Raw genomic sequence first — 14,227 nt, forward strand, 5'->3', positions numbered from 1 at the left:
GGCGGGGCGGCCCTTGCGCGGCGTCCGCTGGCCTGGGCCGCGCCAGTTTCATGGCCGGCGGGCAAAGCGCAACACAGCGGATGGACGGCATGCTTCTGAATACTGACCTGCGCCTGGCCCTGCTCAACCCCTGGCAGCGCGATTTTCCGCTGGTGCGCGAGCCCTTCGCGCACATTGCCACCAGCCTGGGCATGGCCCCCGATGAAGTCCTGGCGGGCTACGCCCGGCTGCAGGGCGAGGGGGCCCTGAGCCGCATTGGCGGCGTGTTCGCGGGCAACGCCGGTGGTGCCGCGCTGCTGGCCGCCATGGCCGTGCCGCCCGAGCGGCTCGATGCCGTGGCCGCCGTGGTTTCCAGCCACCCGGGCGTGAACCACAACTACCAGCGCGAGCACCACTACAACCTCTGGTTCGTGATGACCGGGCAGGACGACGCCGCCGTGCGCGCGGCCATGCAATCGCTCGAAGAAACCACGGGATTGATCGCGCTGCAGTTGCGCATGCTGCGCGCCTACCGCATCGACCTGGGCTTTGATCTGCGTGAACGCACCGCCCCGGCCCCCATGGCGGCCGCACGCGCGGCCCAGCCGGTGGCCGAGGCCGACCGCCCGCTGGCGGCCCTGCTCGAAGACGGCCTGCCGCTCACGGCGCGCCCCTACGACACCTGGGCGCAGGCGCTGGGCCGCACGCCCGAATCCGTGCTGCAGACGTTGCAGCAGTGGCTGGACGAAGGCACGCTGCGGCGCATCGGCGCCATCGTGCGCCACCACGAACTGGGTTTCGACGCCAACGCCATGACCGTGTTCAACCTCCCCGACGCGCAGGTCGATGCCTTTGGCGAGGCACTGGCACGCGAGCCCGGCGTGACGCTGGCCTACCGGCGCGAACGCGCCGAGGGCTGGCCCTACAACCTGTACTGCATGGTGCATGGCCGCGACCGTGCCGCAGTGCACGAAGTGATCGCGCGCGCCATCGCCGACGTGGGCCTGGCGCCGTACCCGCACGAGGTGCTGTTCTCGTGCCGGCGCTTCAAGCAGACCGGCCCGCGGCGCTTTCGTGCCCTGCCCGCAGCCACCGCCCCGGAGGTGCTCGATGCTCTCGCCGGATGACGCCCGCCTGCTGGAGCGCCTGCATGGCGACCTGCCGCTGACCGAGCGGCCGTTTGCCGACGTGGCCGCCGAGTTCGGCTGGACCGAGGCCTACGTGATCGGGCGGCTTGCTGCACTGCTGGAGAGCGGCATGCTCACGCGCTTCGGCCCGCTGTTCCAGATCGAACGCGCGGGCGGCCTGTTCGTGCTCGCCGCCATGGCCGTGCCCGAGGAGCGCATTGATGCCGTCACGGCCCAGGTCAACGCCCACCCCGAGATCGCGCACAACTACCGGCGCGACCATGCACTGAACATGTGGTTCGTGCTCGGTACCGAAACGCCGGCGCAGTGCGCGGCCGCCATTGAGCGCATCGAGGCCGAGACCGGCTTGCCCGTGCTGGCCTTCCCCAAGGAGCGCGAGTTCTTCGTCGAACTCAAGCTCCCCCTCACGAGCGGAGAAGCCCATGGCGCTGGATGATTTCGACCGCGCCCTGATCGCCGCCACCCAGGGCGGCCTGCCGCTGGTGCCGTGCCCCTACGACGCCGTGGGCGAACGCCTGGGCGTGTCGGGCCAGCAGGTGCGCGAGCGCCTGGCGCAAATGCTGGAGAGCGGGCTCGTGCGCCGCATTGGCGCCGTTCCCAACCACTACCGCCTGGGCTTCACCGCCAACGGCATGAGCGTGTGGAACGTGGACGATGCGCTGGTGGACGCTTTAGGCGAGCGCATCGGCCAGCTGCCCGGCGTGAGCCACTGCTACCGCCGACCGCGCCGACTGCCAGCCTGGCCCTACAACCTGTTCGCCATGCTGCATGGCCGCACGCGTGCCGAAGTCGAGCAGCAGGCCCTGCAAGTACGCGAGCTGCTGGGCTCGGCCTGCACGGGCCACGACATTCTTTACTCCACCGCCATCCTGAAGAAGACCGGATTGCGCCTCAAGGAAAGCTAAACCATGTTCCGCATCAGCCACTACATGCGCGAGCTCGCGCACGCAGAAAAAACCGGCCAGTACCCCGAGGCCGTGCTCGCGCGCCGCGGCAGCGGCGGGGCCCCAGGCCCGGTCGTCATCTGGAACCTGATCCGCCGCTGCAACCTGACCTGCAAGCACTGCTACGCGCTGTCGGCCGACCACGACTACGAGGGCGAGCTGTCCACCAACGAAGTGTTTGGCGTGATGGACGATCTCAAGGCCTACCGGGTGCCGGTGCTCATCCTCTCGGGTGGCGAGCCCTTGATGCGGCCCGACATTTTCGAGATCGCCGAGCGCGCCAAGGCCATGAAGTTCTACACGGGCCTCTCGACCAACGGCACGCTGATCGACGAGGCCATGGCCGACCGCGTGGCCGCCACGGGCTTCGACTATGTGGGCATCAGCCTCGATGGTCTGCGCGAGACGCACGACCATTTCCGTCGCCTGGAAGGCGCCTTCGAGCGCAGCCTGGCCGCCGTGCGCCACCTGCACGCGCGCGGCGTCAAGGTGGGGCTGCGCTTCACCATGACGGCCATGAACGCGCACGACCTGCCGGCACTGCTGGAGCTGATGCGCACCGAGGCGGTGGACAAGTTCTATTTCTCGCACCTCAACTACGCCGGGCGCGGCAACATCCACCGTGGCAAGGACGCGCAGTTCCAGGCCACGCGCGACGCGCTCGACCTGCTGTACGAGCGCGCCTGGCAGTCCGCGCTGGAGGGCCGCGACGAAGACTACGTGACCGGCAACAACGACGCCGACGGCCCCTACCTGCTGCAGTGGGTGCGCGCGCGCCTGCCGCAGTGGGAGGCCCCGCTGCGCGAGCGCCTGGTGGCCTGGGGCGGCAATTCGAGTGGCGTGAACGTGGCCAATATCGACAACCTGGGCACCGTGCACCCCGACACCATGTGGTGGCACCACGACCTGGGCAACGTGCGCCAGCGCCCGTTCTCGGCCATCTGGTCCGACGCCTCCGAGCCGCTGATGGCCGGCCTCAAGGCGCACCCGCGCCCCGTGGGCGGGCGCTGCGCACAGTGCCACTACTTTGCCGTGTGCGGTGGCAACACCCGCGTGCGTGCCCAGCAGCTCACCGGCGATGCCTGGGCCGAAGACCCCGGCTGCTACCTGCGCGACGACGAGATCGGCCTCGAAGCGGGCAGCGATGCGCAGCGCGTGGCGGTCACCCCGTTCAGCAGGGGCCGCCGCATCATAGCCATCCAACCGGAGAACGAACATGCGTGACACCCTGCGCCACCTTGCTGCAGGTGCCGCGCACCTGGCCCTGAGCGCGGGCCTGCTCTGGATGGGCCACAGCCTCGCCCAGGCGCAGCCCCACGGCACCGCAGCGGCGGCCGGCACGGTGGCCACCCAGGCTGCACCGCCCACCACCGCGACCACCGCATCTGCCGCCGCGCTGTACCGCGAACACTGCGCCAGCTGCCACGGAGCCCAGCGCACCGGCGGCATGGGCCCGGCGCTGCTGCCCGAGAGCCTGGCGCGCCTGCGCCGCCCCGAAGCGCTGAAGGTCATCCAGGAGGGCCGCGCCGCCACGCAGATGGCGGGTTTCGCCGGCACGCTGGCACCCGCCGACATTGCGGCCCTGACCGACTGGATCTACCAGCCCGTCACCCCCACGCCGGCCTGGAGCGACGCCGATGTGCGCGCCTCGCGCGTCGAAACCGCAGGCGCCAGGGACCTGCCGGGCCGCCCCGCCTGGAAGGCCGACCCCATGAACCTGTTCGTGGTGGTGGAGGGCGGCGACCACCATGTCTCGCTGGTCGATGGCGACCGCTTCGAGGTCATCCACCGCTTCGCCAGCCGCTACGCGCTGCATGGCGGCCCCAAGTTCACCCCCGATGGGCGCTTTGTGTTCTTTGGCTCGCGCGACGGCTGGATCACCAAGTACGACCTGTGGAACCTCACGGTGGTGGCCGAGGTGCGCGCCGGCCTGAACATGCGCAACGTGGCCGTCAGCGGCGATGGGCGCTGGGTCATGGCCGCCAACTACCTGCCGCGCACCGTGGTGCTGTTCGATGCCGACCTGCATTTCGTCCAGCGCTATGACGCCACCACGCTCGACGGCAAGGAGGCCTCGCGCGTGTCGGCGGTGTACGACGCGGCCCCGCGCAAGAGCTTTGTGGTGGCGCTCAAGGACATTCCCGAGGTCTGGGAGATTTCCTACGACCCCAAGGCGCCGCCCATTTATGACGGCCTGGTGCACGACTACAAGATGGGCGAGTCCATCGCCAAGCCGGGCTACCACGGGGTGCGCCGCACCCCCCTCGACGAGCCGCTGGATGATTTCTTCTTTGACCAGGACTACCGCCATGTGCTCGGCTCGACCCGGCCCAAGACCGGTGCAGCCGACGGCGCCCCCACAGCGCAGGTGGTCAACCTCGATGTGCGGCGCAAGATTGCCGAGCTGCCCATTGCCGGCATGCCGCACCTGGGCTCGGGCATCACCTTTGTCTGGAACGGCACCACCGTGCTGGCCAGCCCCAACCTGAAAGACGGCGCCATCGACGTGATCGACATGAAGAACTGGAAAACGGTCAAGACCATTGCCACGCCGGGCCCCGGATTTTTCATGCGCAGCCATGAGGCCACCCGCTACGCCTGGGCCGACTCGATGATGAGCCCCACGGCCAAGGACACACTCACCCTGATCGATAAAGCCACGCTCACGCCCGTGGCCACGCTGCGCGAGCCCGGCCGCACGCTGGCGCATACCGAGTTCACCAAGGACGGCCGCTACGCGCTGGTGAGCGTGTGGGAGACGGACGGCGCGATCATCGTGTTCGATGCGCAGACGCTCCAGGAAGTCAAGCGCCTGCCCATGAGCAAGCCCGTGGGCAAATACAACGTGTGGAACAAGATCACGCGCTCGGAAGGCACCTCGCACTGACAGAGCACATCCCCCTGAGCGGCTGCGCCGCTTCCCCCTTCTCTCGCCTCGCTGCGCGACGCGGGAAGGGGGACGCCGCCAGCGCGGCGGGGCGGCCCTTGCACGGCGTCCGCTGGCCTGGGCCGCGCCTGTGCGGCGGGTTGGGTCACAGCCCGCACCGCTTTTGCCACATATTTGATCGCTTTTAGCGCTTTATTGACGGGCGCTACAAGCCATTTTTATTGGGAATTTTCGGATGGAGCGATGGGCTCATCGCGCGCAATGCGGCCGTCGATCAGCTCCACCAGCCGGTCGCAGCGCGCGGCCAGGCGCGGGTCGTGCGTGACCACCACAAAGCTGGTGCCGCGCTCGGCATGGATGCGGCGCAGCAGCGCGAACACCTCGGCCGAAGATGCGGTATCGAGGTTGCCCGTGGGCTCGTCGGCCAGCACCAGCGGCGGGTCCATGACCAGCGCGCGCGCAATCGCCACGCGCTGCTGCATGCCGCCCGACAGCTCGCCCGGCCGCTTGTCGATGGCCTGGGCCAGGCCCACGGCGTCCAGCAGGCTGCGTGCGCGTTCGCGCTGCGCGGCACTCACCCGGCCTTCGGCCATGAGGGCTGGCAGCGTCACGTTCTCCAGCGCCGAGAAAGCCGGCAGCAGGTGGTGGAACTGGAAGACGAACCCCAGCGTGCGGCGCCGGCGCAGCGTGAGCGCGGCATCATCGAGTCCCTGCACCGCCTCGCCATCCAGCCGGTAGCTGCCCGACGTCATGCGTTCCAGCAGGCCCAGGATGTTGAGCAGCGTGCTCTTGCCCGAGCCCGAGGGGCCCATGAGCGCTATGAACTCGCCACGGCGCACCTGCAGGTGGATGCCGTGCAGCACCTCGGCCTCGCTGGCGCGACCTACGTTGTAGCTTTTGCGCACATCGCGTAGTTCGATCAACATTTTTGCAATCCATTGCGCTGCGTATCGCCCGGGACGCAAGAAACCGGCGCAGCCAAGGCCAGCGCCCCCCGCGCAAGGGCCGCCCCGCCGCGCTGGGGGCGTCCCCCTGCCCGCAGTGCGCAGCACTGCGAGAGCGGGGGGAAGCGGCGCAGCCGCACAGGGGGGAATCTCATCACTACATGCGGATGGCCTGCGCCGGGTCGAGCGCCGCCGCACGCCGCGCCGGTGCCACCGCTGCCAGCACGCCGCAGACCGAGGCAATCAGCGCCACCTGCAGCGCCGTGGCGGGCGGCAGGGTGATGGAAAACAGCGGCAGGCCGTCCGATCCGCGCACGAAGTGGGTGAACACCCAGATCAGCGCCACCGCCAGCAGCAGGCCCAGCACCGAGCCCAGCGCCCCCACCACGGCGCCCTGCACCAGAAACACGCGCAGCACCTGCCCGCGCGTGGCGCCCATGGCGCGCAGGATGCCGATCTCGCGGCTCTTTTGCACGACAGACACCACCAGCACGCTGGCGATGCCCAGCACGACAACCGCCAGAACCACCCCCCGGATGATGCCCGTGCTGATCGACTGCGCATTCAGCGCCGACACCAGCTGGGCGTTGGTTTCCTGCCAGCTCTCGATCTTGTAGGGGAACCGGGACTGCAGCGCGCGTGCCAGGGCCTGGGCGACCCACACATCCTTGAGGGTCAGATCCAGCTGGCTGGCGCCGCCGGGCAGCGCCAGCAGGCTCTGCCCGGCGCGCAGGGGCACGATCACGGTGCGCCGGTTCAGGTCCTTCACACCCAGGTCCACCAGGGCGGTGACGCGCACGGAATCGCTCACGCTCCCAGTCTGCACCGTGAAACGGTCGCCCACGCGCACGCCCAGGTCCTGCGCCAGCTCGCGCCCCACGATGGCCTCGCCGGGCGACAAGCGGGCGCTGCCGCTCACCACCTTGGAGCGCAATCCCACCACCCGGTCATAGCGGTCCAGGTCGACGCCCATCAGGGCGATGGCCTGCGATGCCTCGCCGCGCAGCGCCAGGCCGCTGCCCGACACCATGGGCGAGACCCCGGCCACTTCGGGCAAGCCCTCCAGCAGCGGCACCAGGGCCTGCCAGTTGGCCACCGCGCGCAGGCGCTGCGCACGCGGCTGCGTTTCGGTCAATACGGCCGTGCCGGGCGCCGGCACGGCCGCCGGAGTGACGAGATCATCAGGGGCCCGCAAGGTGATGTGCGCCTGGGCGCCCAGCGTCTTGGCCAGGGTGTTCGATTGCAGGCCGTTGATCAGCGCCGAGATATAGGCGATCACCGCCACCCCCGCCGCCACGCCCACGATGATGAGCACCGTCTGCATGCGCCCCTCGCGCAGAAAGCGCAGCGCCACACGCAACTCGAAGCCAGGCCAGATCCACATGACCGTGCGCTCAGCGGCCCATGGCGTTGGTCAGCGCGGCGCCAGCGTCGGCGCCCTGCCCTTGGCCCAGGGCACCCGCCCCCGGCGCCGTAGAGCCCGCGGTCCATGCCACGGTGCGGGCACGCACGCGCTCGCCTGCCTGCAGCACGCCGCCGCGCAGCACGGTATCGCCCTGCGCCAGGCCTTCCAGCACCTCCACGGCATCGAGCGTGCGCAGGCCCAGCCGCACGTTGCGCACCTGGGCACGGCCATCCTGCAGCACCAGCACGGTGCCGGCGTCACCCACCACAGCGCCGCGCAAGGCAGCCTGGGGCAGCACCAGGGCGGTTTCGCGCCGGGCGGTCTCCACCTCGACCGACAGCGTCATGTCCTCGCGCAGATAGGCGGGCGCCTGCGCGTCCAATGCAAATTTCACCTCGATGGCGCCGCGCTGGGCATCCACCGACGGTGCGATGGACAGCACGCGTGCCGCGAAGCGCTGGCCGGCAAATGCATCGGCCACCACCGAGGCCTTCTGGCCCGGCTGCAGCTGGTCCAGAAAGCGCTCGTCCACCTGGGCCACCAGCTGGGTCGGACCGGCCAGCGCCAGGCTGAGCAAGGCCTTGCCGGGCTGCACGATCTGCCCGGGCTCGACCGCGCGCACCAGCACGCGGGCTTCGCTGGGCGCCACCAGTGTGGCCTGCGTCAGGCGGGCCTGGGCCGCCACGGTGGCGGCCTGCGCCAGCGCCAGCTGCGCCTGCGCCTGCGCCACGTCGGTGCCTGCATCGGCGTTGGCATCGATCTGCGCCTGCGCATTGCGCTGCTGCGCGCGGGCCACATCGACCGCGCGGCGGGCTTCGTCGAGCTGCGCGGGGCTGTAAAAACCGTCCGCCACCAGCTGCTGCACCCGCGCCAGGCTGGCGCTTGCGGCCTGCAGCGTGGCATCGGCCTGGGCCCGTGCGGCCTGCGCAGCCCTGCGGCCGCTGCTGCGCAGGCCCGCCAGGCGCGCCTGCGCCTGGCGCTCGGAGGCCACCGCCTGCGCCAGCGCGGCGCGCAGCTCGTCCGATTCGAGCTGCACCAGCACCTCGCCCTGGCGCACCTGCGCACCTTCGCGCACGCGCACCTGCGCCACCCGGCCGGTGACCGTGCTGCCCACATCCGCGCGCGACAGCGTGGCCACGCGGGCCGAGAACTGCAGGGTGCGCACCAGCGGGGCCGACTGCACCGTCAGCGCATCGACCTGCGGGCCGCGCAGCGCCCAAGCCGCCACACCGGCAGCCACCACCAGCACGGCAGCGCCCAATGCCACGGTGAGCCAGCGGCGCTTCACAGCCAATTCCTCAATGCCATGGGTGCGCTTCGATCATTCGGAGAAAAGTCCGCCAGCCGCCTGCGGCGGCGTGACGCCCAGATGCCGGTACGCCGCCAGCGTGGCTATGCGCCCGCGCGGCGTGCGCTGCAGGTAGCCTTGCTGGATGAGATAGGGCTCGATCACGTCCTCGATGGTGCCCGCCTCCTCGCCAATGCTGGCGGCGATGTTGTCCAGGCCCACGGGGCCGCCGTCAAAGCGGTGGATCAGTGCCTCCAGCAGCTTGCGGTCCATCACGTCAAAGCCCTGCGGGTCCACGTCAAGCATGGCCAGCGCGCGGTTGGCGATGTCGCGCGTGATGCGGCCCGAGCCCTTCACCTCGGCGTAGTCGCGCACGCGGCGCAGCAGCCGGTTGGCGATGCGCGGCGTGCCGCGCGAGCGCCGCGCCAGCTCGAAGCCGCCTTCGTCATCCATGGGCGTGCCCAGCAGCCCGGCGCTGCGCGTGACGATGCGCGCCAGCTCTTCGGGCGTGTAGAACTCCAGGCGCGCGACGATGCCGAAGCGGTCGCGCAGCGGGTTGGTCAGCATGCCCGCGCGCGTGGTGGCGCCCACCAGGGTGAAGGGCTGCAGGTCGAGCTTGATGGAGCGCGCCGCCGGGCCTTCGCCGATCATGATGTCGATCTGGTAGTCCTCCAGCGCGGGGTAGAGGATTTCCTCGACCACCGGGCTCAGGCGGTGGATCTCGTCGATGAACAGGACGTCGTTCTTTTCGAGGTTGGTCAGCAGCGCGGCCAGGTCCTTGGGTTTTTCGAGCACGGGGCCGCTGGTCTGGCGCAGGTTCACGCCCAGCTCGGCCGCGATGATGTGGCTCAGCGTGGTCTTGCCCAGCCCGGGCGGGCCGAACAGCAGCACATGGTCCAGCGCCTCGTCACGCTTCTTGGCCGCGCCGATAAAGATTTCGAGCTGCTCGCGCGCCTTGGCCTGGCCCACATATTCCTGCAGCAGCTTGGGGCGCAGGGCACGCTCGATGGCTTCTTCCTGCGGCGATGCGGGTGCAGCGGAGATCACGCGCTTGGGCGGCGCGGGGGCGAAATCGTCGGTCTGGATGGTCATGCCATGTGCTGCCCCTGCGGGCGGTTGGGGTGCCGGTTCATGGCGTCGGTTTCAGCCAGTTCCTGAGGGCCGCCTGGAATGCCAGGTCATAACGGCCGTAGTAGTCGTAACTGGCGGGATTCTGGCAACTCGCGGCACCGCCCAGCAGCTGCCCGGCCACGTAGCGCTTGCTGCCAATGGGCAGGAACAGGCTGGAGCCGCTGCTGCCACCCTCGGTGGTACCGGCATTCCAGCCCACAGCCAGAAAACGCCCATCCTGTGGTGTGCTGATCTGGCAGGTCTCAAAGGTGCAGTTGTTGAACTGCTTCACCGCCCCCTCGCTGAGCTTTTGCAGATCGCCCTGGGGGTGGTGGATGCCGGCCATGCCGGCGCCCACGGCCACGGCGCCAAAATAGGAGCCGGCAAACACAACACCAGCCGGCGGTGCTGCGTTGAGCCGCATGAACGATGTGTCGGTAGCCTCCTGCGCGTACAGCAGGGTTGCGCCGCCATTCAGGCGCCGCGCGCCCGCGTTGACCTCGGTGGTGTTGCAAGCGGCTGATCGGTAGAACCAGTCGGTCGTCACGGAAGACGCCGCCGTCTGCGTGGAAACGCAGTGGTTGGCGCTCAGAAAATACGGGGTGGCGCTCGACTGTGCATCGTTGAGCAGGGTGCCCGTGCAGACGAAGGTGCTGCCGTTGTCCACAAAAATCATGCGCGCCACCGAGCGGCTTTCGCTGCTGTATTCGGGCCGGCATGACACGTCGATATTGCAGGTGGCCGCCTCGCCCACCTTGGTCAGGCTGTTTTGCGCTGCACGCTCGGGTGACACAAAAAAGTGCGACAGCGTGGGCACGGCGATGTCGAGCTGGTCCAGGTCGGCGCTGGCCGGCAGCTCCAGCTCCAGCGTGGTCTCGGCGCCGCCGAAATCGGGGCTCCAGTAGGTGCGGGCCGCATCATCCGTGTCTCCCGCCTGCAGGTTGCGCGCCAGGGTGCCCAGCACCTCCTGGCCCGACACCTCGAACTCCGCGTCACCGCTCTGCGCATAAAACCGCAGCCTGGTGCCCGCCGGCAGCGAACGCACCAGCAGCCCCAGGCGCACGCCCTGTGCACCATCCGCCACAAAGCGGATGGCGGCACGCTGCGTGCCCCGGTCGGTGGCGGACCATTGCAACTGGCCCCGCAGGCCCGATGAAGTGGCCGTGGCGGTCACCTCCCGGGCCAGGCCAATTTGCCGGCGCACGCCGCTGCCCGGGTTGGACGCCGCCTTTTTCTGCAGGGGCTGCAGCGCTGCGGCCGCCAGCGGCCCCAGCCGCACGGGCGTGGCCTGCGGTGCACGCCCGGCAGTGCGCAACGGGGATGCCGCTGCCTTCGCCGCCTTGCCCAGGCTCGGGTCAAAGGGCTCGATCCGGTCTGCCGCCGATACCTCTGGCGCAGGCGAACCGCCACCGCCGCACGCGGCCACGAGCAGCGCTGCACCCGCAGCGCACAGCCAGTGCATCGAATATCGGTACCTCATTGCCATCTCTTCCTGAAATCTGACGTTGGGGGTTATTTCGCCAGCGCCTTGAGCGCCAGCTTGATGCCGTCACTGACACCCACATCCGGCGGCAAGGCCTTCAGGGCCGCCGCCGCCTCCTTGTCGTTGTAGCCCAGTGCCAGCAGCGCCTGCAGGATGTCGGCCTGCGCCTCGCTGGTGGCGTGGGCGTGCGCCGTGCCCATGTCGGCGCCCAGCTTGCCCTTGAGTTCCAGCAGCAGGCGCTCTGCGGTCTTCTTGCCGATGCCCGGCACCTTGACGAGGCGACCCGCCTCCTGCAGCGTGACGGCCTGCGCCAGATCACCCACGCCCATGCCCGAGAGGATGGACAGCGCCGTGCGCGGGCCCACGCCACTGATCTTGATGAGTTCGCGGAACGCCTGCCGCTCGGGCACCGTGGCAAAGCCATACAGCAGCTGTGCATCCTCGCGCACAATGAACTGCGTGAGCAGGCCCACGCGCTCGCCCACGGCGGGCAGGTTGTAGAAGGTGCTCATGGGCACATGCACTTCGTAGCCCACGCCGTGGCAGTCGAGCAGCACCTCGGGCGGGTTCTTCTCCAGCAGGGTGCCGGTCAATTTGCCTATCATGGATGTCCTTTGCCGGCGAATACAGCCACTGCTGCGCCGTCATTCTTGCCGTGTTTTCCTTTGTCTGACTGGAATTATCCGCGTGATCCTGCGCCACACCTTCACTCCCCACAACAACACCCGGCTGACGCACCTGTGCGGACCGGCCGACGTGCACCTGCGCACCATCGAGATTGCGCTGTCGGTGAACATTGCGCACCGGCACGAGCAGTTCAAGGTGGACGGCCCCAAGGCCAAGGCCACGCAGGCCATGGAACTGCTGCAGGCCCTGTACGAGATGGCCGAGCGTCCCATCACCGAAGACTACCTGCAGCTCATGCTGGCCGGCGATGCCGCGCTGGTGGAAGTGCCCGAGGGCGCCATCGTGCTCAACACCCGCCGGGCCGACCTGCGCGGGCGCACGCCCACGCAGAACCTGTACCTCGAAAACATCGCAGCGCACGACATCACCTTCGGCATCGGCCCGGCCGGCACGGGCAAGACCTATCTGGCCGTGGCCTGCGCCGTGGATGCGCTGGAACGCAGCGCCGTGCAGCGCATCGTGCTGACCCGCCCCGCCGTGGAGGCGGGCGAGCGCCTGGGCTTCCTGCCGGGCGACCTGGCGCAGAAGGTGGACCCGTATCTGCGCCCGCTGTACGACGCGCTCTACGAGCTGATGGGTTACGACAAGGTGCAAAAGGCCTTCGAGCGCAACGCCATCGAGATCGCCCCGCTGGCCTTCATGCGCGGGCGCACGCTGAACAACGCCTTCGTGATCCTGGACGAAGCCCAGAACACCACGCCCGAGCAGATGAAGATGTTCCTCACCCGCATCGGCTTTGGCGCCAAGGCCGTGGTCACGGGCGATGTGAGCCAGATCGATTTGCCCAAGGGCGCGATGAGCGGCCTGATCGACGCCGAGCGGGTGCTCAAGCGCGTGAAAGGCATCGCCGTGACGCGCTTCACCAGTGCCGACGTGGTGCGCCACCCGCTGGTGGCGCGCATCGTGGACGCCTATGACGCGTCCCGCCGCGCGCCGACCGTGCGCAGCCGTGCCAGTTAAAACGCCTATTTCAATCGCTGCCAGCGCTTGATGCATGAGCGCTAGAGGCCAAAAAAGATCAAGAATGTCTCTCCACCAACTCTCCCTGTCGCTGCAGTTTGGCCGTTTTGACGGCGCCGCCGCCCACCGCGCCGTGCTGCCGCGCCACAAGGTCACGCGCTGGATCCGCCACGCACTGGCCAGCGATGCGGAAATCACCGTGCGCATCGTCGATGCCGACGAAGGCCAGGCCCTGAACCGCGACTACCGGCACAAGGACTACGCCACGAATGTGCTCACCTTCGATTACACACAGGAGCCCGTGGTGACGGCCGACCTGGTGCTCTGCGCCCCCGTGGTCGAGCGCGAGGCGCGCGAGCAGAACAAGAGCCTGGAGGAGCACTACGCCCACCTGCTGGTGCACGGCGCCCTGCACGCCCAGGGCTGGGACCACGAAACCAGCGAAGCAGATGCGCAGGAGATGGAGGACTACGAAACTGCCATCCTGCAGGAGCTGGGGTTTGCCGACCCTTACGCGAAATAGCGCCGGGCGCAGGATGGCCCACGGCAAAGCAATTCCACCTTTTTTTGCACGCAATCAACCGCAAACAACGGTTTTCTTCCACCTAAGATCGACGCAATAACCCAGCGTTCGCGCCCCCGAAGACATGTTGGAAACCGCCCTGCTGCTTGCCGCCGCCTTCGTGGCCGGTGCCCTCAATGCCGTTGCCGGAGGCGGCAGCTTTCTGACCTTGCCCGCCCTGGTCTTCACCGGCGTGCCACCCGTGGTGGCCAACGCCACCGGCACCGTGGCCCTGCTGCCGGGCTACCTGGCGGGCGCCTGGGGCTTTCGCGAAGACACGGCCCCGCCGCCCGGCTTGTCGATGCGCCTGCTGGTGGTGCTGTCGCTCATCGGTGGCGCGGCGGGCGCTGCGCTGCTGCTGTTCACGCCCGACGCCACCTTCCGCCGCGTCGTGCCCTGGCTGCTGCTGGCGGCCACGGCGCTGTTTGCGTTCGGACCGCAGTTGCGCAAGGTGCTGGCCGGCGGTCAGCCTTCGACCGCCAAGGCCACCCTGGGCGTGCTGGCCGTGGCGGCCTACGGCGGCTATTTCAACGGCGGCCTGGGCATCTTGCTGCTGGCGCTGTTCGGGCTGCTCGGGCAGACGAACCTCCACGCCATGAACGGCCTGAAGAACGGGGTGTCGGCCCTGCTCACCGCGATTGCGGTGGCCATTTACGCCGCAGGCGGCCTGGTGCTGTGGCCGCAGGCGCTGATGATGATGGTGGCCGCCACCGCGGGCGGCTACGGCGGCGCGCGCGTGGCACGGCGCATTCCGGCGCCCATGTTGCGCTGGGGCATCGTGGCGACGGGGCTGGTGATGGCCGCCCTGTTCTTCTGGCGCCAGTAAGCCC

14 protein-coding genes are annotated in these 14,227 nt (G+C 69.1%); 8 read left to right on the top strand and 6 right to left on the bottom strand.

The genetic code is table 11. From position 1 onward, the window contains the following. Positions 1-89: 89 nt before the first annotated feature. From ahbB (AC1RDS_RS12015) to AC1RDS_RS12035, 5 genes are read left to right on the top strand one after another with little or no spacing between them, the layout of a single operon-like run. Positions 90-1,106 (top strand): siroheme decarboxylase subunit beta, encoded by a 1,017-nt coding sequence (gene ahbB, locus AC1RDS_RS12015; protein WP_092697557.1) that lies wholly within the window; start codon positions 90-92, stop codon positions 1,104-1,106. Beyond that, entirely contained in the window at positions 1,090-1,563 is a 474-nt protein-coding gene (locus AC1RDS_RS12020) for an Lrp/AsnC family transcriptional regulator (protein ID WP_492227044.1), read from the top strand. Before ahbB (AC1RDS_RS12015) ends, AC1RDS_RS12020 begins: the two co-directional genes overlap by 17 nt. Continuing rightward, a complete protein-coding gene (ahbB, locus tag AC1RDS_RS12025) occupies positions 1,550-2,032 on the top strand; it encodes a siroheme decarboxylase subunit beta (protein WP_492227045.1) in 483 nt (160 codons plus the stop codon). The genes AC1RDS_RS12020 and ahbB (AC1RDS_RS12025) overlap by 14 nt, the downstream gene beginning before the upstream one ends. 3 nt (positions 2,033-2,035) lie before the next feature. After that, a complete protein-coding gene (nirJ, locus tag AC1RDS_RS12030; protein WP_492227046.1) occupies positions 2,036-3,295 on the top strand; it encodes a heme d1 biosynthesis radical SAM protein NirJ in 1,260 nt (419 codons plus the stop codon). Next, entirely contained in the window at positions 3,288-4,958 is a 1,671-nt protein-coding gene (locus AC1RDS_RS12035) for a nitrite reductase (protein ID WP_092697527.1), read from the top strand. The genes nirJ and AC1RDS_RS12035 overlap by 8 nt, the downstream gene beginning before the upstream one ends. Before the next feature lie 218 nt (positions 4,959-5,176). Here the strand turns inward: AC1RDS_RS12035 and AC1RDS_RS12040 are convergent, their stop codons facing one another. The 6 genes from AC1RDS_RS12040 to ruvA all read right to left on the bottom strand — a co-directional run bounded on the left by AC1RDS_RS12040 (position 5,177) and on the right by ruvA (position 11,793). Then, positions 5,177-5,884, bottom strand: a complete 708-nt coding sequence (locus AC1RDS_RS12040; protein ID WP_092697526.1) for an ABC transporter ATP-binding protein — start codon at positions 5,882-5,884, stop codon at positions 5,177-5,179. A 175-nt stretch (positions 5,885-6,059) separates the two neighbouring features. Then, complete coding sequence (locus tag AC1RDS_RS12045) at positions 6,060-7,286, bottom strand: ABC transporter permease (RefSeq protein WP_287878560.1); 1,227 nt, start codon at positions 7,284-7,286, stop codon at positions 6,060-6,062. Between the two features lie 10 nt (positions 7,287-7,296). After that, positions 7,297-8,595 (bottom strand): efflux RND transporter periplasmic adaptor subunit, encoded by a 1,299-nt coding sequence (locus tag AC1RDS_RS12050; RefSeq protein WP_492227047.1) that lies wholly within the window; start codon positions 8,593-8,595, stop codon positions 7,297-7,299. Between the two features lie 33 nt (positions 8,596-8,628). Then, on the bottom strand, positions 8,629-9,687 hold the full coding sequence (ruvB, locus tag AC1RDS_RS12055; RefSeq protein WP_287878566.1) for a Holliday junction branch migration DNA helicase RuvB: 1,059 nt from the start codon (positions 9,685-9,687) through the stop codon (positions 8,629-8,631). Between the two features lie 37 nt (positions 9,688-9,724). Beyond that, positions 9,725-11,185 carry a trypsin-like serine peptidase gene (locus AC1RDS_RS12060; protein ID WP_492227048.1) on the bottom strand — a complete coding sequence of 487 codons (1,461 nt, stop codon included), beginning with the start codon at positions 11,183-11,185 and terminating at the stop codon, positions 9,725-9,727. A gap of 32 nt (positions 11,186-11,217) precedes the next feature. After that, the gene (ruvA, locus tag AC1RDS_RS12065) at positions 11,218-11,793 is read right to left on the bottom strand and encodes a Holliday junction branch migration protein RuvA (protein ID WP_492227049.1); all 576 of its coding nucleotides are present in this window, start codon (positions 11,791-11,793) and stop codon (positions 11,218-11,220) included. Positions 11,794-11,875: 82 nt separating this feature from the next. On the opposite strand from ruvA, the gene AC1RDS_RS12070 reads away from it, so the two are divergent. From AC1RDS_RS12070 to AC1RDS_RS12080, 3 genes are all read left to right on the top strand, one after another. Further along, complete coding sequence (locus AC1RDS_RS12070) at positions 11,876-12,835, top strand: PhoH family protein (RefSeq protein WP_092697521.1); 960 nt, start codon at positions 11,876-11,878, stop codon at positions 12,833-12,835. Between the two features lie 64 nt (positions 12,836-12,899). Beyond that, positions 12,900-13,358: an rRNA maturation RNase YbeY gene (gene ybeY / locus AC1RDS_RS12075; protein WP_492227050.1), complete on the top strand. Its 459-nt coding sequence runs from the start codon at positions 12,900-12,902 to the stop codon at positions 13,356-13,358. A gap of 124 nt (positions 13,359-13,482) precedes the next feature. Beyond that, positions 13,483-14,223 (top strand): sulfite exporter TauE/SafE family protein, encoded by a 741-nt coding sequence (locus tag AC1RDS_RS12080; RefSeq protein ID WP_492227051.1) that lies wholly within the window; start codon positions 13,483-13,485, stop codon positions 14,221-14,223. The last annotated feature ends 4 nt before the right edge of the window (positions 14,224-14,227 follow it).

The organism is Acidovorax sp. GW823-FHT02H02, assembly GCF_058797075.1.

Bases quoted from the DNA above. Each gene is read 5' to 3' on its own strand.
- AC1RDS_RS12060 (WP_492227048.1), bottom strand. From the start codon at position 11,185: ATGAGGTACCGATATTCGATGCACTGGCTGTGCGCTGCGGGTGCAGCG.
- nirJ (WP_492227046.1), top strand. From the start codon at position 2,036: ATGTTCCGCATCAGCCACTACATGCGCGAGCTCGCGCACGCAGAAAAA.
- AC1RDS_RS12035 (WP_092697527.1), top strand. From the start codon at position 3,288: ATGCGTGACACCCTGCGCCACCTTGCTGCAGGTGCCGCGCACCTGGCC.
- ybeY (WP_492227050.1), top strand. From the start codon at position 12,900: ATGTCTCTCCACCAACTCTCCCTGTCGCTGCAGTTTGGCCGTTTTGAC.
- ruvB (WP_287878566.1), bottom strand. From the start codon at position 9,687: ATGACCATCCAGACCGACGATTTCGCCCCCGCGCCGCCCAAGCGCGTG.
- AC1RDS_RS12080 (WP_492227051.1), top strand. From the start codon at position 13,483: ATGTTGGAAACCGCCCTGCTGCTTGCCGCCGCCTTCGTGGCCGGTGCC.
- AC1RDS_RS12020 (WP_492227044.1), top strand. From the start codon at position 1,090: ATGCTCTCGCCGGATGACGCCCGCCTGCTGGAGCGCCTGCATGGCGAC.
- ahbB (WP_492227045.1), top strand. From the start codon at position 1,550: ATGGCGCTGGATGATTTCGACCGCGCCCTGATCGCCGCCACCCAGGGC.
- ahbB (WP_092697557.1), top strand. From the start codon at position 90: ATGCTTCTGAATACTGACCTGCGCCTGGCCCTGCTCAACCCCTGGCAG.
- ruvA (WP_492227049.1), bottom strand. From the start codon at position 11,793: ATGATAGGCAAATTGACCGGCACCCTGCTGGAGAAGAACCCGCCCGAG.
- AC1RDS_RS12040 (WP_092697526.1), bottom strand. From the start codon at position 5,884: ATGTTGATCGAACTACGCGATGTGCGCAAAAGCTACAACGTAGGTCGC.
- AC1RDS_RS12045 (WP_287878560.1), bottom strand. From the start codon at position 7,286: ATGTGGATCTGGCCTGGCTTCGAGTTGCGTGTGGCGCTGCGCTTTCTG.